Raw genomic sequence first — 21,377 nt, forward strand, 5'->3', positions numbered from 1 at the left:
GACCCGGTAACGAAAGGCGCTTGCTGAGTGCCTATAGCTCGATCACCCGTGGTTTGAGATGCAATTCGTGCAAAACGCGTTCGTAGTCTTCGGCGGTTACGTCGCTCCATTTCTTGCCCAGCAACGCGAGGAGCGCGGCCTCGACGACGTTCGTGCCGAACGAGCGACCCTGAAAATCCGGCGTAGTCGTAATGAGCATCTTCACACCGCGCGCGCGCAGCTCGTCGACGTCCTTCTCGGTCACCGTGTTGGTCAACACGATCTTCCCGTGCAAGTCGTCGGGCATGAATTGGCGCATGAAATGAAAGTCGCCCGCGATGATTTCGGCGTCGCGATAGTACTGCGGATATTTGGGCTCCGGCGGTTTGTCTTGTTTCTTGCCGGTCGGATAGAAGAATTGAAAAGGCAGCTTGCACGCGTCAGGCAGATACTTTTCGGCCATCTCTTCGAACTCGTGCAAGCCTTTGACCGGCTTGTCGAGGTCGAGTGCGAAGATGAAATCGCCGAAGAGCACGTCCGCACCCGCGTCGACAAGTGCTTGCGCCATGCCGAAGCGATCCAGGGCGCTGACCATAAGAACTTTCTTGCCTTTGAGGTCGATGCCCAGCTCTTCTTGCATAAACCGTACGGCTTCGCGTTCGAGCGTGTTCTTTAGGCCGCTGCCGTCCACGACGGGCGTAACCTTAGCAGCCTCCAGCAAGCGCAAGCCGTCGCGCAACGCAAAGCGATGTTTGCCGGCATAGAGATACACGTCGATACCGCCCAAGCCGATCGCATCGACTTTGCCGTCCAGCTCGTGCACCATGCGGATTGCTTCGTCGAGCTTGCCGTCCGTGCCGACGCGTGAGATCTCGAAGTCTTCGCCGAGCAGATTTACCTTTGCGCTATGATCGCGCGCACTGGAACCAAGCGAAACGGATACAACCTTCTTCATACTCTTGCCGTCACTGCCCAGATGAGGGTCTGGGAAAAAAGCAGCGCGATCGCGCACGCTCCGAGCGAGCCTGTCTTCCACCTCAAAAAAGGAAGTGAATAATAGCCGATGTATGCCGCCGTCAAAATCCACGAACGGGTTGTTAGGAATTCAGAGAGCGCAAAAGAGCATGAGACAACGACTGCCGCCACCAGTGGTGGCATCCACTGTGCAAGTCGCGTTTGAAGCCATCCGAACAGCAGGAGAGTAATAGAAGCCGCCCACAAGCCGGCTGGGATTAGCAGAGCAAGAGAGTAGTGCCCGAAACGCCAGTGGGCGAGGATCAGCAGGCAGATACCCACGAGCGTCCCTGCCGCTCCAAATAGGATGCCGACGAGTATCATTCTTGTCAGATCGAACAAGCCAAGTAGCGCCTCTCGCAATTCCCGCCCGGCTAGAACAAAGACACCACCGATCATCAGAACGCGAATCACAGACTCGATCAGCGTTTTCTCTTGGTAGGGGACGTGTCTAACATCGCCCCTGATCAAGACCAGCCAGGTCGCCACCAAAACCGAAAACAGAACACCAATTCTGGCACGTGAGATGAATCGGAGGTTGATCGCCTCGGGATCAGCCATGGCCAACGTAGCGCTCACGCGACGGCGCTCCGGCGTTCTTCCGCGGCTTTGCGGATGGCGGCGATCTTCTCCGGCGTAATCGCCGCGTCGAAGGCGCGCATGTCCGCGAGCGTAAACCCGTCCTTGGCTGCGAGCTCTCCGATCTCCACGACTTTGTTAACGTCGATACCCCGGCCAATCGAAAACGATTCGAGACGGTTTTCGAGCGCCAGCACCATCGTCTCCGACATGCATGCGAGCGCAGTGCGCGGCGGCAGATTCAAGTCAAATTCTTGACCAGGTTCGCGAACGCGCTCGAAATGCGGATTGCCCGGCAGCAGCATATTGCCGCCCTCGACCACCAGCACGTCCGGACGCTCTTGCGCGACGCGGCGGCTCACGTCGTGCGGCAGCGACAACTCGCACACAACTGCGCCGGTTTGCAGATCCTCGGGTTCGATTACGTCCTGCGTCGAGCTGGTTGCCGTCAGAATCAGCTGCGCTTGGCGAACAGCGGCGGACAAATCCGTGGTGTACGACGATTCGGCCGGCAACTCGCCGGACATGGAGTCGAAGAATTTTGCCAGCCGCGTATTGTTGCGTGCGACGAGTATTATGCGTTTCACGCGGGGCGCGATCAGTTTGACGCAAGCCGAGCCGATCGAACCCGTTGCGCCGACGACCACCGCGGTGGCGTTTTGCGGATCGATGCCCATCTCGTCCGCGCCGCGAAAAAGACTGGCGATTCCCGCGGAGATTGTCAACGAATTACCGGTCGTGACCGGAATAGGCGAACGTTCGGCCACCGTCACGCCTCCGTCGCCGACGACTCCGGTAAATGCACCGAGTCCCGCTACCCCCGCGCCCAGCTCCGCCCCGATCTCGATCGCGCGCACGATTCGCTCGTAGACTTTCTCACGCGGAAAACTGATGATCTGTTCGGGCAAGAGTGCCGCCGAAACGAACCAGCCTTCGGTTTCACGCCCGTCGGGAGTCCGTATGCCGGTAACGTGGGCGGCATTCCAGGCCGGCATCCACTCCATGATCTTGCGCAAAATGGCCTCGCCTTTGCCTTTTGCGCTCGGCTCGTAGCGCACGACGTCTTCGAGCGAGAGTGGATGGATGACGAAGACGAATTTTGCGGTGTTCGCGCTCATGCGGCGCCTTCGGCTTCACGTTTCAGCGCGGCGAGCATCATCTCGCTGTTTTCGCGAACTTTGCGTTCGAGTGTCGGGCCGATCAGCTCCGCCAGCGTCGGCACGCCAAAATCATAGTCCACTCCCAGCACGACGTGCGTCTTGCCCTCGTCTTCACTAAACGACCAGCTGCCTTCGAACTTGTCGAGGTCGCCCTCCAAGAGCTTGTAGTCAATCCGGAGCTTCTCGTCGTCGAAACGATCGTCTTCGGTCCATTCGATCGGCGCTTCCTCAACCAGCGTCTTCCAACGGGTGAGCGCGCCGTCCGGCCGGCGCTCGAGCACGGTGATCGATTCCACGTCCGGCATGAACTCCGGAAAGCGTTCCTGCTGCTTGGCCAGTTCGTAGACGGCGCGAGGCGGAGCGGCGATCACAATGGATGTTTCAACGTACGGCATCGAGTGACTTGCGCCTAGAGTGCGCCGAGCTTTTCGCGAGCGGTGGAGAGTCCGGCCGCAAGCGCCGCCAGCGCTTGCTCGATCTCGCTTTGGGTAACGATCAGCGGCGGTTCCAGGCGAATCACGCGCTGCATATTCAGCGTCCACGCCGCGGTCACTCCATGCTTGAGCATTTCGGAGATAATCCAGCCGCCGTAGCCTTCGTTGGTCAGTTCCACGCCGACGAGCAGCCCCAACCCCCGCGCGCTGCGGAGAATCTCCGGATAGTCTTTGCAGAGTTCTTGCGCGCCGGCGAGCAGCTGCGCCCCACGCTCGCGCGCGTTCTCAACCAAGTGCTCTTCGACGAGCGCGTCCATAGCGGCGAGCGCCGCCGCACAGGCGATCTCACTGCCGCCGAAGGTGGACGTATGCATGACGGGGTGCTTGGAGTACGCGGCATTCCACACGGACGGACGCGTGATATAAGCACCTACCGGAATGACTCCGCCCGATAGCCCCTTCGCGAGCGTCATCACGTCGGGAACGACGTCGTCGCGATTACATCCGAAGAGCATGCCGCAGCGGCCCAGGCCGGTCTGCACTTCGTCGGCGATCAGCAGTGCGCCGGTGCGATCGCAGATCTCGCGGACCTCGCGCAGATATCCGAGGGGCGGAACGTTGATACCGCCTTCGCCTTGCACCGGTTCGACGATGAACGCGGCCGCGTCGCGAAGCGCTTCTTCCAAGCCGGCGGTCGAGCCGAATTCGAGATGCGCTACATCCTCGAGCAGCGGCGCGTACGTGTCTCGAAAATACTCCCGTCCGCTGGCGGAAAGCGATCCGAGCGTTTTGCCGTGAAAGGCGTCGCGCGTCGCGACGATTCTGCGCCGTTTTGTGGCGGCGCGCGCGAGTTTAATCGCGCCTTCCACCGCTTCGGTTCCGCTGTTGCAGAAAAAGGAAATCTGCAGATCGCCCGGCGCGAGCTCCGCGAGGCGCTTGGAAGCGCGACCAAGCATGACGTTAAACATCGTCTTGCCGGAGAGAGCCATTACATCGAGCTGGGCTTGCACGGCGGCGACGACTTTGGGATGCCGATGGCCGAGCGTGAAGACGCCGTAGCCGCCGGCGAAATCGAGATAGGCCTTGCCGTTCTGATCCCAGATGGTGCAGCCTTGCGCGCGCACTTCCACCGGACTGCCGGCGACCTTCATCACGCGCGCCAACGTCGGATTTACGTAGAGCTTGTAATTCTCGTACGTCTCGCCGTAGAGGTCCATCTAGGCGGCGACGGGGCGTTCGAGCGCTGTAATAGCTTCTTCGACCACGGCGATGACGTCTTGCGCGCGATCGATCCGCATGATGCGCTCGCGAAGAACGGCGGCGCCGGGAATGCCTTTGAAATACAGCGCGAGGTGTTTACGCATCTGCGGAACCGCGCGCGACTCTCCGAGATCGTTCAGCATCGCTTGGTAGTGCACGTGAACCGCGTAGCGCAAACGATCAGCAGCGGACGGCACCGGCTGCGCGGCGCGTCCTTCCATGAGATCGCGAATCTGCGAGATAAGCCAGGGATTGCCGAGCGTTGCGCGGCCGAGCATGATCGCGTCGACGCCGCTCTCGCGCATGCGTTGCATCGCCTGATCGGGATCGCCGAGATCGCCGTTGCCGATTACCGGCAGGTCAACGGATTGCTTGAGGCGCTTGATGTGCTCCCAATCTGCGTTTCCTTTATAGAACTGTCTGGCAGTACGGGCGTGAAGCGTCAAAGCTTGCACACCCACCTTTTGCGCTCGCTGGGCTGCTTCAATGTAAACAAGCTTGTCTTCGCTCCAGCCCAGGCGCATCTTCATCGTCACCGGACAATCAACGGCCTCAACAACGGCACGCATGATGGCTTCGCAGCGGTCTAAGTCGCGCAAACAGGCCGAACCGCCGTTGATTTTTGTAACCTTCGGCGCGGGACAGCCGAAGTTTATGTCAACGATGTCGGCGCCGCACTCGCGCACGATCTTCGCGGCTTTAGCCATCACGGCCGGATCGTCGCCCCACAACTGCGTGCTGACCGGCTTCTCGAGTCCGTGCTGGTCGATCATCTCCATGGTGCGCTTCGCGCTGGATGCATACTGCAGCGCGTTGGCAGACACGAACTCCGTCACCGTCAGGCCTAAACCGAAGGGCTTATAGAGCGCTCGCATTGTGCGGTTGGTCACGCCCGACATGGGCGCCAGAACCAAAGGCGGCCAAATCTGGTGCGGCCCGATGACGAGCGGGGCTACGGTGCGCTGCATAGCGACGGTATTCTATCACCCCTTGCGTTCCCCGGCTATCGGCGTGATAGCAGGGTAGCGCCCGTAGCTCAATTGGATAGAGCAGCTCCTTGACTCAGGGCTGGATGGGGTTCGAGTCCCTTCGGGCGAGCCTCTTGCTTTCGGGTAGGGCCTCGGTTAAACTCAATGCGAGTCAGAGAGCGAGTCTTCCAACAGAGCTACAGTAAGAGGATGCGGAAACGCGTCCTCTTGTTATTTCCGCCACCCTTCGACAAGCTCAGGGTCCTTCGATACCTCAGGATGACAAATGGTAACGGCGCAAGCCGATCAAACTCAAGTTCGGATTAACCGCGTGAATGATCTTGGTATGCTTTGCAATGACGTCGGCCATACCACCGGTGGCGATTACCTTCGCGTCAACACCTAGCTCGGCGCGAATGCGCGCGACCAAGGCCTCGGTCTGACCGACGAAACCGTACACAATTCCCGATTGCAACGCCGAAATCGTATCCGTTCCGAGCGCGTGTCCCGGTGCTTCCAGCGCTATCTGCGGAAGCTTCGCCGTTCGCTCGACGAGCGCGTCGATCGAGATGTTGATGCCTGGAGCGATGGCTACTCCGAGATAACGGCCATCAGCGTTAATCGCCATGAAGACCGTCGCGGTGCCGTAGCTGATGACGATGAGCGGGGTGCCGTAGAGCTCCTTGCCGCCGATGGCGGACGCCACCAGGTCGGCGCCGACTTCGCCCGGCCGCTCAGTGTCGATCGGCATGAGCTTCTGACGATGCGCTTTGAAAAAGCTCGGCTCGCGCCCGAAATACCGCGAACACGCTTCCTCAAGCGCTTGATCGAGATTGGGAACGACGCTGGCGACGACGATCGCCTCCACGTCCGACGGGAGCAGCTGCTTCGAGGCAAACAACTGGACGAAGAGCGTCCCCAACTCGTCCGGCGTCCGCTTTGCGTTCGTGCGGATCCGCCATGCATGCGCGAGCTCGGAGTTACCGTCGGCGAAACAGCCTAGCTTCGTGTCGGTATTGCCGACGTCAATCGCGAGTAACATTTTGTTGGATGCAGTCGAGCAGACGGGCCGCCAAAACCTCTTTCGAAGCGGCGCCCAGCTCGCACCGGCCGTCCTTTCCCCAGAGGAACGTCAAGGAGTTCGCCTGAGCGCCGAAGCCGCGGCCGTCCGAAACGTCGTTGACGGCAATGGCATCCAGGTGCTTGCGCTCCATCTTGGCGCGCGCGTTGGTTTCGTGGTTTTCCGTCTCCGCGGCAAATCCCACGACGATCGTCGCGTTCTTATGCTCCGCGATGGCAGCTAAAACGTCTGGAGTGCGAACCATCCGCACGTCCACGTCGCCCTCGCCCTTCTTTACCTTTTGTTGCGAAGCCGTTTCCGGGCGCCAGTCTGCCACAGCGGCCGTTGCGATCACAAGATCGGCGTCTTTCGCCTGCACTAGTGCCGCATCGTTCATATCCTGCGCTGAGACGACGTCGATCACGTGAACGCCATGCGGCGCCGGCAGATGCGTGGGGCCGAGAACCAACGTCACGCTTGCGCCACGCAGCGCGGCTTCGCGCGCGAGCGCGATGCCCGTTGCGCCCGTAGAGGGATTGCTGACGAATCGCACCGGATCGAATGCTTCGCGCGTCGGACCGCCGGTGATCAGCACGCGCTTTCCTTTCAGCGACTGCGCGCGCGCGAGCACCACCTCCAGCGATTGCAGTATCGCGTCCTCGGGTGCAAGTCTTCCGATACCGCTTTCACGTTCAGCCAAATACCCGCGTTCCGGTTCGACGATTTCATAGCCGCGCTCGCGCAGTGTTTGCAAATTTGACTGCGTCGCCGGGTCGGTATACATCGCATCGTTCATCGCGGGCGCAAGCACGATCGGAATGCGCGCCGCCAGCAGCGCGCTCGTCACCAAGTCGCCGGCGATGCCTTGCGCGAGTTTCGCGATGACATCGGCCGTCGCCGGAGCCACAAGCGCAACTTGCGCGTCGCGCACCAGGCGAATATGCGGAATCGTTTCGGGCGCATCCCAGAGTGAGGTGAACACCTGACGGCCGGTGAGTGCGGCGAAGGTCAGCGGTCCGACGAATTCCTCGGCGGCTTCCGTCATGGCAACATCGACGATCGCGCCCCGCTGCACCAGCGTGCTCGTTAAAGCCGCTGCTTTATATGCCGCGATTCCGCCCGTCACGCACAGCAGAATGCGCTTGCCGGAAAAAATGGCTTCGCTCACGATCGGATCCACAGGTTGTCGAGCAGCCGCGTCCGGCCGAACCGCGCCGCGCCGATCAAAAATGCCGGCGCGCGCAACGTTTTCAGGTTCGAAAAACTCTGCGCATCTACCAAGTTCATGTATTCGAGCTTCGCCTGCGAGCTAATCACGCGAACCGCAGTCTCGCGCGCTTCCTCCACACTTTTGCCGGCTTGAATCTCTTTTAACATGGTCTGCAGCGCGGCGTACAGCGTCGGCGCCGCGGCGCGTTCCTGAACGGAAAGATAGGCGTTGCGGCTGGAAAGCGCCAGGCCGTCGGGCTCGCGCACGGTTTCGACGATCTCCACGCGAGTTCTGAAATTCAAATCGCGCACAAGTTTGTTGAGTACCGCCGTCTGCTGCGCGTCCTTTTGTCCCAAATACAATACGTCCGGTTCCACCATGTTCAGCAGCTTGGCGACGACGGTGGCGACGCCGCGGAAATGCGTGGGGCGCGCGGCACCCTCAAACCTGGTGCCCAGCTTGCCGACGTCAACGAACGTGGAAAAATCCGGCGGATACATCGTAGCACTCTCGGGCGCGAAGAGCAGATCGACTCCGGCTTGCGCGAACTTTTCGCTGTCCGCTTCGAAATCGCGCGGGTACCGTTCGAAATCTTCCTGCGGACCGAATTGCATTGGATTGACGAACAAACTCGCGACGACGGATTTACACTCGCGTCGCGCGACCTCCACAAGGCGCAAATGGCCCGCGTGGAGCGCTCCCATCGTCGGCACGAATCCCAGCGGCCGCGCAAGCGTTTCGAGCTGCGCGCGCGCCGGCGCGAGCTCGTGTGCAACGTTCATCTTCGAATCCTACGAAGCGCGCGTAACCCGCAGCACGGTGCGGCCGACCTGGAAGGGCGTACCGGGCTCGATCCGCTGTTCGCCCCGAACTCGCCGTTCGTTGACGCGCGTTCCATTGCGGCTGTCCAAATCGCTCAAGAGCAGACTGCCGGAATCCGACCGCAGCCGGGCGTGCCGGCGCGACACGTAGCGGTCGAGCGTGATGCAGGCGCCCGCCATGGTCTCGTCCCGGCCTATCACGATCTCGTCTTCGAAGGGCCAGGTCTTCCCGTCCAGCGGCCCGCTCAAGACCTCCAGCACAAAGGTCGAGTGCATGAGGACTAACTATTCTCTTTATGGGGACGATACTCTCTAGGGTGGCGAGCTGTATAATGGGCACGGTGAACGACAGAATCGACGAGCTGCTGCACCTTATCGAGGTGCAACCCGACGCACTGCGCGAAGCGGAGTTCGCGCAGGTTCAGTCTATTCTCGACGAGATGGTCGGCAAGACCGTGCAGGCCGCCGAAATCGAAGACACGCGCATCGTCATCACGACCGCGGACGGAAACAAGTACTTCTTCTACGGCTTTTTGGGCCTCGACTAAGTCCGCGCGCGCTGCTGCAGCTCGTGGATGAACTCCACAATCTCGCTCTGATCGGGAGCCGCAATCTGCGTGAAGGCGATCCCGTGCGCGAACTGCTGCCGCGAAGCATCGAAGAATGAGAGCACCACGCGGCCGCGCACCATCATCTCCCGCTCGCCTTCAGGTAATCGAAAGCGCAGCGTGATGTTCTGACCGGCGCTTAAATCGTTTTTGGTAATAACGCGCATCCCGCCGCCGCTCAGATCGACCACACCGCCATCTAATGCCGCATCGTCGCCCGCTACCGTGACGGCTACCGGAAAATCAACGGCTGCGCGAAAGAAGCGCCGCTGCTGGGGACCCGAACCCGCCGGTTGTTCTGTGCTCACGCTCGATCACGCTTCTCTCGCGAAAGCGAACCGCCCTGCACTGCGCGCGCCGCAAAAAGCGCACCTAACACCGCATGTTCCGCCACAACGCCGCCCTGCAGATAGACTTCGAACGGCTCGCGCAGCGGCGCATCGCACGATAACTCGATGGTCGCTCCACTGATAAACGACCCGCTGGACATAACGACCGGCTCCGCATAACCGGGCACACTCCCAGGTTCGGGACGAAACCGTGCGTTGACCGGCAGCGCCGACTGCAATCCTTGCGCGAACAGACGGATGCTGCGAGCGGAACCTAAACGGATCGCCTGCACGATGTCGGTGCGCGCAGCGCCCGCGGCCGGATCGACGGGATAGCCGAGTTCGTCGAACAGCGCCGCCGCAAAATCGAGTCCGCGCAGACATTGTTCTACGATCAGCGGCGCCATGAAGAGCCCTTGCAGAAACGCGCGGCCGAAGCCGAGCGACGGTCCCAGCGCGTCGCCAAGGCCGGGTGCGTACAACCGATCGGCAACGCGCGCAACCAGGTCGCTCCGGCCAATCACGTAGCCGCCGGCGGGGGCCAAAGATCCGCCGAGATTTTTTATCAGCGATCCGATAGCCAGATCGGCTCCGATATGCGTCGGCTCACGGTCTTCGACGAGTTCGCCGTAGCAGTTGTCAACGATGATGGCGACGTCGGGGCGCTTCTTCTTGATCTGTGCAAAAAGCGAGGCGCACTCCGCGATCGAAAGCGAGGGCCGCGGCGCGTATCCGCGCGATCGCTGCACGAACACGGCAGCGACATCCTTGTCATGGTGAGGTATCGGGTTGTCATCCTGAGCCTGTCGAAGGGCACCCTGAGGTATCGAAGGGTCGAGCTCCTTATACTGCATGCCCGCACGCACGAGCGAATTCGGCGCGTCCGCGATAGCATTGCGCAGCGTGTCATATGGCCGGCCGGTGAGGCTGAGCAGCGTTTTTCCCGGCGGCACGCACGCGGCGATCGCAGTAACGATCGCGTGCGTGCCGCTGACGAACGACAGACGCGCCAGCGCCCGTTCGGCGCCGAAGATCCGCGCGAGGAGCGCCTCGTATTTGGCGCGCGCCGCGTCGTCGTATCCATAGCCGAGCGTTCCGGAAAAATCGCTTTCAGTGACGCCTTCTTCCAAGAAAGCCGCCATCACGTTGGCTTTCACGCGCTCCTGCGCAGCGTAGGGTATACCGGCAACGCGTTCTTGCGCGCGCAGCGCAGCTTCGCGAACGGGCCCGGCCACTCCGAAACGCTCGCACAGCAGCTGGACGTTCACGCGGTGGCGGCCTCGTGTTGCTCGTACGCGCGAACGAAAGGAAAGTAGAGCACCGTCGCCAGCGCGATGTTGACCACCACCAGCACGACGGCACGCCAGTCCAGCGTCGCCAGAAAGACCGCCAGCGGCGAGGGCACCGCCGCCGGAATGTACGTATACGCGCGTGCGACCAAGCCGTTCGCGGTTGCGAAATACGCGACGGTTGCCGTTATCAGCGGCACGCCGACAAACGGAACTATCAGAAATGGATTCAAGACGATCGGCAGTCCGAACAGCAGCGGCTCGTTGATGTTGCAAAGCGCCGGCAGAATCGTGGCTCTGGCCAACAGCCGCAAGCGAGGCGCGCGGCTAAAAAACAGCAGAAATGCAATCGGCAGCGTCGCGCCCGCTCCGCCGGGAAAGATAAAGAGAAACAGCGAGACGACCACGATGTGCGGCAGCGGCATGTGGTGGATAAAGGCGTCGGTATTTTGCACTTGGAGCGCGAGATAGAGCGGCGTCACGACCGCCGCCAGCGTCGCCGGACCGTGAATGCCGATAATCCACAACGCCGTCTCGAGCGCGACGATCGTCATCAGCGCCGGATACGAATCGCCCAACCTTCCGAGCGGTGCGAACCATGCGGTCAGTTCATTCGCGGGCGATACGTGCAGGGCAAAGATCGCCGCAAGCACGGCGAGCACCAGGATCGCTCCGAGCGCTTGTCCGCGGATGCCCGCGCGGCGGCCGAGCGAGCATGCTCCGGCGACCAGCAGCGCCAGCACGATCGCCAGAAACAGCGCGACGCCGCCGAGCGTTTTCAAATACGCGATCGGCTGATCGAAAGAAAACGGCCGCGGAAGCGCCAGGGCAAAAGCGACGACCGTCACGCCGACGACGAGCCCGCGCATCAGCTGTAAGTGCAGGGCCAAGCGATACGAGAGAATGATCGCCAGGGCAATGCCCATCACGCCGAACGCCGGCAACTCGGCCGCGACCAGCCGCTGCAAGAACGAGCCCGGCGCAAACGCCATCAAAACGGGCAGGGCCGCCAGCAACGCAAAAAAACTTCGCGGCAAGCTCTCGCGCACGGCGATCAGAGCGGGCAGATCGCCGAACGCGCGCAGCGCGGCTAGCAGTTAGATTTTTCGGACGACGGCTTCGACGCGTCCGACAACGGTGACATCGCTCGAGAAGATTGGCGCCATCTCCGGATTCTCCGGCTGCAGACGGATGCGCCCGTCTTCCTTATAAAAGCGTTTGACCGTTGCTTCGTCGTCTACCATAGCGACGACGATCTCGCCGTTTTCCGCACTCTTTTGCGGGCGGACGAGGAGTAAGTCCCCGTCGAGGATCGCGGCGCCGACCATCGAGTCGCCCTTCACTCGCAGCATGAACGCCTCCGAGGCGCGCGGCGCGAACGAGGCCGGCAAAACGAATTCACCCTCGATGTTCTCCTGCGCCGTGATGGGCACACCCGCGGCCACGCGGCCGATGATCGGCATGACGACGCTGTCGGGAGGATTAGCGCTCGAACTCTCGCTGCGTAAAGCGCGCGGTTTCGTGGGATCCCGCGTGATGTACCCGCGGCGTTCCAGGGTTTTGAGATGGGCGTGAATCGTTGACGACGATGAAAGGCCGACGCGTTCGCCTATCTCGCGGACCGACGGCGGGTAACCCCGCTCGGCCCGGAATTCCTCGATGACCTCGAGGATGCGCCTCTGGCGCTCGGTAGCTCCCTCCATGCAAAAAGCCCCCATGACCCCGGCAGAATGCCATGCATATGGCACTAGGGCCGGTTACAACCGTACCATAAATCGGATTTGAAGGCAAACATACGTTCGAGGCATTGACACCCGAGCGAGCGGGTGTGATAAAATCTAGGGGACGAACAAGCGTTTGGCACAAAATATGGGTATACTTGTTAACGAACGCCCGTTCGGCACAAGATAGAGTAAGGAGAGTACCATGGGCAAGCGCAGACGATTCACCTTGATGCCGGCCATCATGCTGGCCGCGCTGAGCCTTATGGTGACGGTGCCGGCTCTCTCGAGCATGCACCTCTACGCGGCCGGAACCCAGCGCTACGCGACAGTCGTCGTGCAGCCCGGCGACACCCTCTGGGCCATCGCCTCGGCGCGGACTGCCCGCAGTGGCGACGTCCAAGAGACCATCGATCGCATCGCTGAGGTCAACCACCTTGGCGGCTCGCCGATCGTTCCGGGCCAGCGCCTCCACGTCCCCATTTCGTCAAGCTCAATATGACAAGAGGGTAACCTCCGTCAGAGCTGACGCAAGAGACCCCACCTCCCGGGGTCTTTTTCTTTCCCAGTCCAAACCGCACCAGAGCCTGTCCTGAGCATTGTCAAAGGGCGGTTCTTTTTTTTAGCTTTTCGTAACGACGATCACACTGTGGTCGCGATGCTCGTCCAGAAATGCAAATCCGTCCGCGATCCAGATGTCGAGCCCGCCTTGCGAGTGTTTTGCAACCTCGCGCACAACGTGCAAGCGATCTTTGAGCCACGCTAGCTCCGAGCGCGGAGCCGCCGGCCAGATCGAGATCTCGCAGTCTTCACAAAAGTAACCGGCTGCCATCCCTTCGACTTCGCTCAGGGTCCTTCGATACCTCAGGATGACAATAAAAAAGTGCCCCCGCTTTCGCAGGGGCACTTTCGCTTGAACTAACCTAGCTTCGAACTAGAGCTTGATCTGCAGTTCCAAGTACGCTTGGAAGGGCAGAGCTCCAGAGAGCGGAGCGAAGGGATAGTTGTACGCTGCCGGATAGTTCGGGCTGCCATTGGTTGCCCCGTTCGCAGAAGTTCCGTAATAGAAACCGCTGCCATAACCGGGCTGGCTGCTGTTTGCTCCGACATAGGTACCGTTGGACGAGCCGTAACCACAGACGATGCTCCCCGGCTTGAATTGCGAGGACCATGCTGTGTTCGTTCCGCCCCAGCAGTAGTTCAGGATGTTGGTGAGCGTCAAGTTGGCAGTCACCCGCGGTGAGATGTCATACTTGATCAGCGCACCGACATTGATCTGCCACGGCTGCTGGAACTTGCCCATGCCGTCGAACGAACCCGTATACGGATTCGGTATCGCGAGATAGCCGCTGTCCGTCGAGAAGGTCGCTCCGGCGGTAAGGAAGTCGCAGAAGCCCGCGGTCGATGCCGGGGGAGCGACTGGTGTACCAGTGGGACTAATCGCCGCCGATTGATTCTGGGCACACGTGCGCGGATCCGTACCGTACGTGTCGGTCGGCGACCCGTAGTACGCCCCAGAGATCATCGTGAAGTTGGGTGCGATGGCAAAACGGCCTTTCTTATACTGGATCCAACCGCTGAATTGGTGCGGCCAGATTGCACTCTGGGCCCCGCCCTGATCGTACGGAGCGTTCGGCGCTTCGTTCGGATAGGGTTGGTACCAGCCCATGCGATCCAGTAACGGCTGCGATGCCATATTGAAGTAGGGATTAACGATCGTGGTCGGGTTCGCGGCGAAGTTTGCCGGACAGGCAACGCCGACACCGCCGTTATAGCACGGAGAACCCCCACCCGCCGACGTCAGTTTATTGAACGCCGAGATGTAGGTGTTCAGGTAATCGATCGAGTTTGTTCCGCTCGGCAGATTACCATATTGGACGAGCGCGTTCGTATAGGTATACGAAAGCTGTCCCGACCAACCGTCGCGAGTCGGGTCACCCTTTTGGATGCCGACTTCGACGCCGTAGCTGTGCTGATGTCCGGTATTCGTTCCCGAAACAAAGCCCGGTGCGAGGACCACGGTCTCGATCTGGTTGTGTGTATCGCGATAGAAGGGAGAGATCTTGAACGTGATGTCGCTGTTGTGGAACCGGTGCTCCCACGAGAAGTCGTAGTTGTTCGAGTATTGGATCGGATTATCGTGTGCCGGCGTCGTGAACCCGAGACCCCAGAATCGGCTGAAGTCGAAGTTCGCGGCGCGTTTACCCGATTGGTCCGCATACTGCTCGAACGCGGTTTCGGTCGGCTGCGTGTATTTGCCGGCCGAGAAACGCAACACGTCATCCGGAGACAGCGTGTACGTTCCGCTCACGCGCGGCGAAAGTGCCAAACGCGTGAACTGGCCGGGGCTTTGCGCGGTGTATTGCAACGGTCCGCACGTGACGCAGCCTGGGATATTTCCGGTCGGATGCAGGCCTGTTTGGCCCGACGGCGCCGGACCGCACGAGGCGAGCGGAGTCGAGGTAACCTTCAGCGCCGGCGGGATCGGTTGACCCGGCGTCAGTGGCGAGAACTGCGGCAGTCCGGTTCCCGGATCGTAGCACAGCACTTGCGCGTATGCGTTGAACCAGAAGTTGAACTCCGAATTGTTCAGGTTCGCCAGGTTGTACTGATAGGACTCGTACCGAAGGCCGAGATTCAGGTCGAGTTTATCGTTCGGCTTGAACTCGTCTTCCAGCGCGACCGATGTAAAGACCGGCCGGACCGTGTTGTACGTACCTTGCCCGCTCGGCACCGTGACGAGCCAGTTGGACGTACCAGCGTTGAAGCTGTTGCATCCCGGCGTTCCCACAAGGGTTCCGCCGACGCCGCAAGCTACGGCGAGGTTCGTCGGTGTCGGGCCTACGCGACCGCTCGTTGCCGGGAACGGGAACGTTCCATAAGCACCCGAGTCGTCGCAATTCCACGGCTGCCCCGTCGTCCTGTTGTAGCAGATCGGGTTGGCCGGATTACCGTTGGTCCAATCCGTTACGCCCGTGCGCGATCCGGCGTAGCCGGATTCCCACGAACCGTTGTTCCAGCGCGCCACGGAGGCCGTCGTGTAGTTAGCCGTGAGACGCAGCAGGTTTTGCGGATTGAACTGATCGGCGAATTGGAACTCTGCACCGCGCGTGTGCGTGGTGAGCTCGTAGTCGGCCGTGCCGTCGCCACCGTATGCACCGGTGACCAGGCCGTCGAGGTAGGCCGTGCCTGCCGCGACCGGACCGCTGATGAGCCAGTCGGAGTAGAACGTGTACGCGAAGAGACGCGCATAGGCGTTGCTGCCGATGTTCTTCGTGTACTGCGCTTTGACGATTCCGACGTCGTTCCAGAAGCCGTCCTTCAGCGTCGCCGGCTGGCCGGAGCTCTTACTCCCGTTTGCTTGACAGTTGCCTGCAAGCGCGTTACCGAACGAACAGGGAGCGTTGAGCGAACGGTTCGTCGGCGAGTTCGGGAAGTAGTACGGATTGGCAACCGCTGTGCTCGCCAGTTGGCCGAACGCCGTGCCCGGCGCCCAAATGAGCGAGTCCATGTACGGTAACGGCGCGTTGTTTGCGGCGCAGCCGATGCGTCCGAACTGTGTGCCCCAGAAGTTCTCATACCCGCAGAGACCTGGGAACTGGCTACTTCCAGTGCTGTAGATCGAGTACGGCGTCAGCAGGTTGCTGATGTTCTGATAGCCGCCCGCGTCAACGGCAGCGTCGCCGTTGAGTTGGTACTGCATCGAGTTGTCGTACAAGAGCTGCAGATCGTCGCGGCCGCTGTCATTTTTGTGCGGAAGCGCGAAGTGCAGATTGATGACGTTGTCCCGCTCGTAAATGTCCGAGAGGACCGTTTGGAACGGATAGTATCCGTTGCAGGCGCCGTTGAATGGACCTGGATTCGCGGCGGTCGTCCCGAGCGGCAGACCGGCGTTCGCGCCGGTAGCTTGGCACGGTGCGAACGGTCCGTTCGCGAAGAATTCAGCCGATCCACAATTCACACCAGTACCAAGGCACTGGGCAAGATTGAAATCGGGTGGCCCAATATTAATGTCGCCGTCGACGGCGCCGAGCCAGTTGGCGATCTGGGCCGAGCCCAGAATGCCTTGCGAGCTCATGCCGTTCGAGGCGATATTGCTCAGGTTATTCCAGTTTCCGGCCGGGAAGTGCTGGTTGTAACCTTGGACTCCGACGTAGTACGAGAACGTACGATTCGGATTTGCGCCGCCCGCTTCAGCCGTCAAGGCATGGTAGAACCCGGGTGCGCCGATGCCGCCTTTGAGCGTACCGAAGCCCGGATACGTTCCGGTCTTGATGACTTGGTTGATGAAACCGCCGAGCGTTGCGGACGATGCGCCGGAAGGCGATCCGCCCGTATAGACTTGCAGTTCCTGTTGGCCCAAGCTCGCGAGCGAGTTGGCCTGATAGTTGTCGAACGCGCGGTTCACCGGAACGCCGTCGAACTCGTAGCCGATTTGGCTATACGCGCTTCCGCGGATGTAGAACACCTGTCCCCAACCCGCATTACCGATATAAGAGGTAACGCCCGGTTGCGAATAGATGCCCGAGTACGCTTGGTTCAAGTTGAAACCGCCGCCGCTGCCCGAGACGACTTGCTGCGTCGCGGCATTGACGGAGTAAACGTCCGCGGTGGTACCGGGCTTGACCAGATTACCGGCAGCCCGTGCCGTGACGTTTGCGATCGTTCTTAACGATGGTGAGATGTTGAGTGACAGTGTGTGCGATTGGTCCGCAAACACAGTGATTCCTGACTGTGACGCGCTGTTGTAGCCCGTCTTCGTTGCCGAGACGGTATACGTGTCAGGCGCCAAAGTGAAGAACCGGTAGTTCCCCCCAGCATCCGTTGTGGCTGTAGCGGATTGTGACGGCGAGACGGCAGTAACCGTCGCATCGGCAACGGGTTTGCCCGTTGTCGCATCCATCACTTGTCCGGTAATGCTACCTGTGGTGCCCGCCAGTGCCCATGTTCCCTGGGAGAGCATTGCCACGAGTAGCAAGATGGCCACGAACGCATGCCTGAGTCGGAATTTTGGCATGGTTCCTCCTATTTTGTGAGGCCAGTTGACATGTCGCCCGGGCATGCGAACCTAAAGTCGCAGACCCGTGCGGCTACGAGAGCCTTCTTTTCACAGATTCTTAATCCTCTGGGAGGCTCCTGAGGGGAAATATGCCCTAAACAGGCAGGCCCTTAAACGGCGGCGGGCATCCGTTGAGCCAAAAGGCCCGGGATGGCGGAGGGCCGGTCCGCGACCGGGACGCCGGCGGCCTCAAAGGCCGCGATCTTGCTCTGAGCCGTCCCGAAGGCCCCGGAAATGATGGCTCCGGCGTGCCCCAGCGACTTGCCCGGCGGGGCGTTGCGGCCACCGACAAAGGCCACGACCGGCATCTGCGACATGTGCTCCTTAATGAAAGCCGCCGCGTCCTCTTCGTCGGATCCGCCAATCTCGCCGCAGAGCACGAGCGCCTCGGTCTGCCGGTCGTTGGCAAACTCCCGCAGGCAGTCCACGAAGGTGGTGCCGATGATTGGATCGCCGCCGATTCCGACGCACGTCGACTGTCCAAATCCGGCGCGCGTCAGCAAATCAACGACCTCGTACGTGAGCGTGCCGGATCGCGAGACGAGCCCGACGTTGCCTTCCTTAAAGACATGGCCCGGCATAATGCCGATTAACGATTTTCCCGGCGAGATCAAACCGGGACAGTTCGGCCCGATGATGCGCATGCCGGGCGTCGTGGCGACGACCTTCAGGACGTCGTGGACGGGAATGCCCTCGGTGATGCAGACCGCAAAGGTTATGCCGGCGTCGTACGCCTCGAAAAGCGCATCGGCTGCAAACGGCGGCGGCACGAAGATGCACGTGTGCGTCGCGCCGGTCGCGTCGACCGCATCGCGCACCGTGTCGAAGACGGGCAATCCATGCTCGCTCTTCTGTCCGCCTTTGCCCGGCGTCACGCCGCCCAGAATGTTCGTGCCGTACTCCAGCATGCGTCCCGCGTGATACGAGCCTTCGCTGCCGGTAATGCCCTGCACGATCACCTTGGTATTTTTATCGAGGAAGATACTCATACAATTGTCATCGTGAGGTATCGAGTCCTGAGCAGTGGTCGAAGGGGCGCGAGCGTATGCGAGCGGCCCTGAGGTAACGAAGGGTTACGCATTCGCCAACTCCACAGCTCTTGCGGCGCCCTCGTCCATGGTTTCAACCGGCGTCATCTTGGCCTCGGCAAGAATGCGACGGCCTTCTTCTTCGTTCGTGCCGGTTAAGCGGATGACGAGCGGCACTTTGCGCGACTTTGTCGTGTCGATCGCCTCCACGATGCCCTTTGCCACTTCATCGCAGCGCGTGATGCCGCCGAAGATGTTGATGAAGATGACCTTCGCTCCCGTGTGGTTGACGACGAGTTCGTAACACTTGCGGACGCGCTCGGCGTTCGCGCCGCCGCCGACGTCCAGGAAGTTCGCAAAGTTACCGCCCGCGTTTTTCACCGCGTCCATTGTCGCCATAGCGAGTCCCGCGCCGTTAGCGATTGTGCCGATGTTTCCGTCGAAGCGGCGGAAGTTGCGCGTGCCGAGTCCAGCCTCCGCAGCCAGCTGCTCGTCCTCATCCAGCGGCAGCGTCTCTTCCCACTTCTTGAACTCGGGATTCTTGAAAAGCGCGTCGTCGTCGAGCTCGACTTTTGAGTCGGATGCGAAAACGCGGCCATCCGTCGTTAGCACGAGCGGGTTGATCTCGATCAGTTTCGCTCCGTAGCGGAAAAACAGATCGTAGATGCCGCCGGCAATCGCCGGGAACGCTTTACGGTAACCGGGATCGAGCTCCGCTTTGAAAGCCAGATCGCGACCGATGAACGGCGAGTAGCCGATCGCGGTGTCTATAAAGAACTTGGCGATCGACTCGGGATGTTTTTCCGAGACTTCTTCGATGTCCATTCCGCCGAAGCGGCTGACCATCATCACGGGCCGCTTGGTCGTACGATCGATGGCAATCGCGCAGTACGCTTCCTTGGCAATCGGCAGCTTTTCTTCTACCAGGATCGAGTTCACCGGTTCGCCTTTTGGATTCTGACGATTCGGCGGCATCGGCGTGGCCATGATATCGTGCGCGACGGTTTTGGCTTCGGCAGCGTTCTTTGCGAACTTTACTTTGCCGGCTTTGCCGCGTCCGCCCATCAGCACTTGGGCCTTGATGACCCATTCGCCGGCGTTGGTTTTGACGAAGTTTCCCGCGTCGTCCGCGGTCGTGGCGTGCTGTCCGCGCGGCACGGGAATCCCGGCGCGGCGAAACAGTTCCTTGCCCTGGTGCTCCATTAAGTTCATACGGGGTTGTCGAGATGTTCCTTCGGCGTGATTGGTACCTGCTGGGGCCCTTCGACAAGCTTCGCTTGCTCAGGACAGGCTGTATCGATGGCTACAGGCGGCTTGTGAAACTCGCACGCAAATTTGTGTCATCCTGAGCCTGTCGAAGGGCCCGTACGCTCCAGCCTCATCCCTTGAGGTGGGTTGACGGTGTGATAGAGTTGGGTGGCTGGTCAGGCACGTCACACCATCAAAAGAGGCGCTCACGGAGGAGCGCCTCTTTTTATTTATGCTCGTGTCGCGGTGAGAATAGGCGCGCTAGTCGACTCGAATGAGAACTGCGTCCCCTTGGCCGCCGCCGCTGCAGATCGCCGCAATCCCGTAACCGCCGCCGCGCTTGCGCAACTGGTTGATGACGGTACCGATGAGCCGCGCGCCCGAGGCGCCGATCGGATGGCCCATCGCGACCGCACCCCCGAAGCGATTGATGTTTTCCGGATCTAATCCGAGGCGCTTGGCCGAAACCAGCGCGACCGCCGAAAATGCCTCGTTGATCTCCCACACGTCGATTTGCTCTTTACGCAAACCCGTCTTCGCAAGCAGTTTGGACGCGGCCATCGCCGGCGTCAGCGCGATATACGGCGAGTCCCACGCGACGGTCGCGTGGTCCAGAATCGTCGCCAGCGCGGAATGCCAATGTGACTTTGCATACTCCGAACTCGCCAGCACCAGCGCCGCAGCGCCGTCGTTCACGCCGGGTGCGTTGGCCGCGGTAATCGTTCCGTCTTTGTCGATCGGTTTGAGCTTGGCCATGGCTTCCAAGTTCGCGTCGGCGCGAACGGATTCGTCGCGGTCGACCGTCGTGCTCGGCACATCGCCGGTGACGAACGGCGCCCACTCGCCGTAGTTCAACGTGAACTCTTTGGAGGGCTGATGCTCCCACACGGCATCCGCCGCACCATTTGAAGAGCCGGCCGCTACCGGAACGCGCGCTCGCGCCGGTTCCGGAAGTTTGTCGACGACGATCTTACCCTTGGCTTTGGTTGCGACGCGCAGCGGCACGATCTCATCCGAAAGTTCGCCTGTGTTCTGCGCTTCGGTTGCGCGCCGATGACTCTCGTGCGCAAAGCGATCTTGCTCTTCGCGCGTGACGCCGAGCTCGTTCGCGACCTTCGTCCCTTGCGCCGCCATCGTCATCGGAAAGTAGTAATCCCAAAGGCCGTCGTGAATCATCGCGTCGATCAGCCGGCCGTCGCCGAAACGATAGCCCGTACGTGCGTCCTTTAAAAGGTAGGGCGCATTCGTCATGGACTCCATGCCGCCGGCGCCGGCCAGCGAATTGCTGCCTTCATTTATAAGGCGCGCCGCATTGACCACGGCGAGCAGTCCGGATGCGCAGACCTTATTGACGGTCTCGGCGGTAACCGTTTTTGCAAGACCGCTCTTGAAGCCGACCTGACGTGCGGGATTTTGTCCGGCGCCGGCTTGCAGCACTTGCCCGAAGACGAGATGCTCGATTTCGGCGGGATCGACGCCCGAGCGTTCGATCGCCGCTACCAGCGCGGCCGCGCCGAGGGTCGTTGCCTCGAGCGAACCTAGGCCGCCGCTCAAGCGGCCGAACGGCGTGCGCGCCATACCGACGACGACAGTCTTTGAGTCCATCATGG

Annotated in this window: 21 protein-coding genes and 1 tRNA gene; 3 read left to right on the plus strand and 19 right to left on the minus strand. The window is 60.9% G+C overall.

What is annotated here, in order from left to right; all coding sequences use genetic code 11:
* Window positions 1-31 precede the first annotated feature (31 nt).
* Genes VFO29_09375 through dusB form a run of 6 tightly spaced genes read right to left on the minus strand, consistent with a single transcriptional unit; the run spans window position 32 to window position 5,394 of the window.
* The gene (locus VFO29_09375) at window positions 32-934 is read right to left on the minus strand and encodes a hypothetical protein (GenBank protein ID HET9393710.1); all 903 of its coding nucleotides are present in this window, start codon (window positions 932-934) and stop codon (window positions 32-34) included.
* A complete protein-coding gene (locus tag VFO29_09380) occupies window positions 931-1,572 on the minus strand; it encodes a hypothetical protein (protein ID HET9393711.1) in 642 nt (213 codons plus the stop codon). Before VFO29_09380 ends, VFO29_09375 begins: the two co-directional genes overlap by 4 nt.
* On the minus strand, window positions 1,569-2,690 hold the full coding sequence (locus VFO29_09385) for a hypothetical protein (GenBank protein HET9393712.1): 1,122 nt from the start codon (window positions 2,688-2,690) through the stop codon (window positions 1,569-1,571). Before VFO29_09385 ends, VFO29_09380 begins: the two co-directional genes overlap by 4 nt.
* A complete protein-coding gene (locus VFO29_09390; GenBank protein ID HET9393713.1) occupies window positions 2,687-3,127 on the minus strand; it encodes an aromatase/cyclase in 441 nt (146 codons plus the stop codon). Before VFO29_09390 ends, VFO29_09385 begins: the two co-directional genes overlap by 4 nt.
* A gap of 14 nt (window positions 3,128-3,141) precedes the next feature.
* Window positions 3,142-4,383, minus strand: coding sequence for an aspartate aminotransferase family protein (locus tag VFO29_09395; protein ID HET9393714.1), 1,242 nt, complete (start codon window positions 4,381-4,383; stop codon window positions 3,142-3,144).
* Entirely contained in the window at window positions 4,384-5,394 is a 1,011-nt protein-coding gene (dusB, locus tag VFO29_09400) for a tRNA dihydrouridine synthase DusB (GenBank protein HET9393715.1), read from the minus strand.
* 58 nt (window positions 5,395-5,452) lie between these two features.
* On the opposite strand from dusB, the gene VFO29_09405 reads away from it, so the two are divergent.
* Window positions 5,453-5,524 (plus strand) — tRNA-Val (locus VFO29_09405).
* 144 nt (window positions 5,525-5,668) lie between these two features.
* Here VFO29_09405 and VFO29_09410 read toward each other — a convergent pair.
* Genes VFO29_09410 through VFO29_09425 form a run of 4 tightly spaced genes read right to left on the minus strand, consistent with a single transcriptional unit; the run spans window position 5,669 to window position 8,761 of the window.
* Window positions 5,669-6,436 (minus strand): type III pantothenate kinase, encoded by a 768-nt coding sequence (locus VFO29_09410; protein HET9393716.1) that lies wholly within the window; start codon window positions 6,434-6,436, stop codon window positions 5,669-5,671.
* A complete protein-coding gene (gene coaBC / locus VFO29_09415) occupies window positions 6,420-7,622 on the minus strand; it encodes a bifunctional phosphopantothenoylcysteine decarboxylase/phosphopantothenate--cysteine ligase CoaBC (GenBank protein HET9393717.1) in 1,203 nt (400 codons plus the stop codon). Before coaBC ends, VFO29_09410 begins: the two co-directional genes overlap by 17 nt.
* Window positions 7,619-8,446: a pantoate--beta-alanine ligase gene (panC, locus tag VFO29_09420; protein ID HET9393718.1), complete on the minus strand. Its 828-nt coding sequence runs from the start codon at window positions 8,444-8,446 to the stop codon at window positions 7,619-7,621. The genes coaBC and panC overlap by 4 nt, the downstream gene beginning before the upstream one ends.
* A 9-nt stretch (window positions 8,447-8,455) precedes the next feature.
* On the minus strand, window positions 8,456-8,761 hold the full coding sequence (locus VFO29_09425) for an FHA domain-containing protein (protein ID HET9393719.1): 306 nt from the start codon (window positions 8,759-8,761) through the stop codon (window positions 8,456-8,458).
* A 65-nt stretch (window positions 8,762-8,826) separates the two neighbouring features.
* On the opposite strand from VFO29_09425, the gene VFO29_09430 reads away from it, so the two are divergent.
* The gene (locus VFO29_09430) at window positions 8,827-9,033 is read left to right on the plus strand and encodes a hypothetical protein (protein HET9393720.1); all 207 of its coding nucleotides are present in this window, start codon (window positions 8,827-8,829) and stop codon (window positions 9,031-9,033) included.
* Here the strand turns inward: VFO29_09430 and VFO29_09435 are convergent.
* The 4 genes from VFO29_09435 to lexA all read right to left on the minus strand — a co-directional run bounded on the left by VFO29_09435 (window position 9,030) and on the right by lexA (window position 12,414).
* Window positions 9,030-9,401 carry a PilZ domain-containing protein gene (locus tag VFO29_09435; protein HET9393721.1) on the minus strand — a complete coding sequence of 124 codons (372 nt, stop codon included), beginning with the start codon at window positions 9,399-9,401 and terminating at the stop codon, window positions 9,030-9,032. The genes VFO29_09430 and VFO29_09435 overlap by 4 nt on opposite strands.
* Window positions 9,398-10,690 carry a methionine gamma-lyase family protein gene (locus VFO29_09440; protein ID HET9393722.1) on the minus strand — a complete coding sequence of 431 codons (1,293 nt, stop codon included), beginning with the start codon at window positions 10,688-10,690 and terminating at the stop codon, window positions 9,398-9,400. Before VFO29_09440 ends, VFO29_09435 begins: the two co-directional genes overlap by 4 nt.
* Entirely contained in the window at window positions 10,687-11,727 is a 1,041-nt protein-coding gene (locus tag VFO29_09445; protein HET9393723.1) for a PTS transporter subunit EIIC, read from the minus strand. Before VFO29_09445 ends, VFO29_09440 begins: the two co-directional genes overlap by 4 nt.
* A gap of 81 nt (window positions 11,728-11,808) precedes the next feature.
* Window positions 11,809-12,414, minus strand: a complete 606-nt coding sequence (gene lexA / locus VFO29_09450; GenBank protein HET9393724.1) for a transcriptional repressor LexA — start codon at window positions 12,412-12,414, stop codon at window positions 11,809-11,811.
* 223 nt (window positions 12,415-12,637) lie between these two features.
* Here lexA and VFO29_09455 point away from each other — a divergent pair, with 223 nt between their 5' ends.
* Complete coding sequence (locus VFO29_09455; GenBank protein HET9393725.1) at window positions 12,638-12,934, plus strand: LysM peptidoglycan-binding domain-containing protein; 297 nt, start codon at window positions 12,638-12,640, stop codon at window positions 12,932-12,934.
* A gap of 120 nt (window positions 12,935-13,054) precedes the next feature.
* Here VFO29_09455 and VFO29_09460 read toward each other — a convergent pair whose 3' ends face one another.
* The 5 genes from VFO29_09460 to VFO29_09480 all read right to left on the minus strand — a co-directional run bounded on the left by VFO29_09460 (window position 13,055) and on the right by VFO29_09480 (window position 21,375).
* On the minus strand, window positions 13,055-13,264 hold the full coding sequence (locus VFO29_09460) for a hypothetical protein (GenBank protein HET9393726.1): 210 nt from the start codon (window positions 13,262-13,264) through the stop codon (window positions 13,055-13,057).
* A gap of 102 nt (window positions 13,265-13,366) precedes the next feature.
* Entirely contained in the window at window positions 13,367-17,449 is a 4,083-nt protein-coding gene (locus VFO29_09465; GenBank protein ID HET9393727.1) for a TonB-dependent receptor, read from the minus strand.
* 152 nt (window positions 17,450-17,601) lie between these two features.
* Entirely contained in the window at window positions 17,602-18,480 is an 879-nt protein-coding gene (gene sucD, locus VFO29_09470) for a succinate--CoA ligase subunit alpha (GenBank protein ID HET9393728.1), read from the minus strand.
* Between the two features lie 84 nt (window positions 18,481-18,564).
* Window positions 18,565-19,731, minus strand: a complete 1,167-nt coding sequence (sucC, locus tag VFO29_09475; GenBank protein ID HET9393729.1) for an ADP-forming succinate--CoA ligase subunit beta — start codon at window positions 19,729-19,731, stop codon at window positions 18,565-18,567.
* Between the two features lie 297 nt (window positions 19,732-20,028).
* Window positions 20,029-21,375 carry a thiolase family protein gene (locus VFO29_09480; protein HET9393730.1) on the minus strand — a complete coding sequence of 449 codons (1,347 nt, stop codon included), beginning with the start codon at window positions 21,373-21,375 and terminating at the stop codon, window positions 20,029-20,031.
* Between the last annotated feature and the right edge of the window lie 2 nt (window positions 21,376-21,377).

It is taken from the genome of Candidatus Rubrimentiphilum sp., from assembly GCA_035710515.1.
Classification (GTDB): Bacteria; Vulcanimicrobiota; Vulcanimicrobiia; order Vulcanimicrobiales; family Vulcanimicrobiaceae; genus Rubrimentiphilum.

Coding starts and splice junctions, on each gene's coding strand:
- VFO29_09410 (HET9393716.1), bottom strand. CDS start 6,436: ATGTTACTCGCGATTGACGTCGGCAATACCGACACGAAGCTAGGCTGT.
- VFO29_09455 (HET9393725.1), top strand. CDS start 12,638: ATGGGCAAGCGCAGACGATTCACCTTGATGCCGGCCATCATGCTGGCC.
- sucD (HET9393728.1), bottom strand. CDS start 18,480: ATGAGTATCTTCCTCGATAAAAATACCAAGGTGATCGTGCAGGGCATT.
- VFO29_09425 (HET9393719.1), bottom strand. CDS start 8,761: ATGCACTCGACCTTTGTGCTGGAGGTCTTGAGCGGGCCGCTGGACGGG.
- VFO29_09385 (HET9393712.1), bottom strand. CDS start 2,690: ATGAGCGCGAACACCGCAAAATTCGTCTTCGTCATCCATCCACTCTCG.
- sucC (HET9393729.1), bottom strand. CDS start 19,731: ATGAACTTAATGGAGCACCAGGGCAAGGAACTGTTTCGCCGCGCCGGG.
- VFO29_09480 (HET9393730.1), bottom strand. CDS start 21,375: ATGATGGACTCAAAGACTGTCGTCGTCGGTATGGCGCGCACGCCGTTC.
- lexA (HET9393724.1), bottom strand. CDS start 12,414: ATGGAGGGAGCTACCGAGCGCCAGAGGCGCATCCTCGAGGTCATCGAG.
- VFO29_09460 (HET9393726.1), bottom strand. CDS start 13,264: ATGGCAGCCGGTTACTTTTGTGAAGACTGCGAGATCTCGATCTGGCCG.
- VFO29_09395 (HET9393714.1), bottom strand. CDS start 4,383: ATGGACCTCTACGGCGAGACGTACGAGAATTACAAGCTCTACGTAAAT.
- VFO29_09390 (HET9393713.1), bottom strand. CDS start 3,127: ATGCCGTACGTTGAAACATCCATTGTGATCGCCGCTCCGCCTCGCGCC.
- dusB (HET9393715.1), bottom strand. CDS start 5,394: ATGCAGCGCACCGTAGCCCCGCTCGTCATCGGGCCGCACCAGATTTGG.
- VFO29_09465 (HET9393727.1), bottom strand. CDS start 17,449: ATGCCAAAATTCCGACTCAGGCATGCGTTCGTGGCCATCTTGCTACTC.
- panC (HET9393718.1), bottom strand. CDS start 8,446: ATGAACGTTGCACACGAGCTCGCGCCGGCGCGCGCGCAGCTCGAAACG.
- VFO29_09375 (HET9393710.1), bottom strand. CDS start 934: ATGAAGAAGGTTGTATCCGTTTCGCTTGGTTCCAGTGCGCGCGATCAT.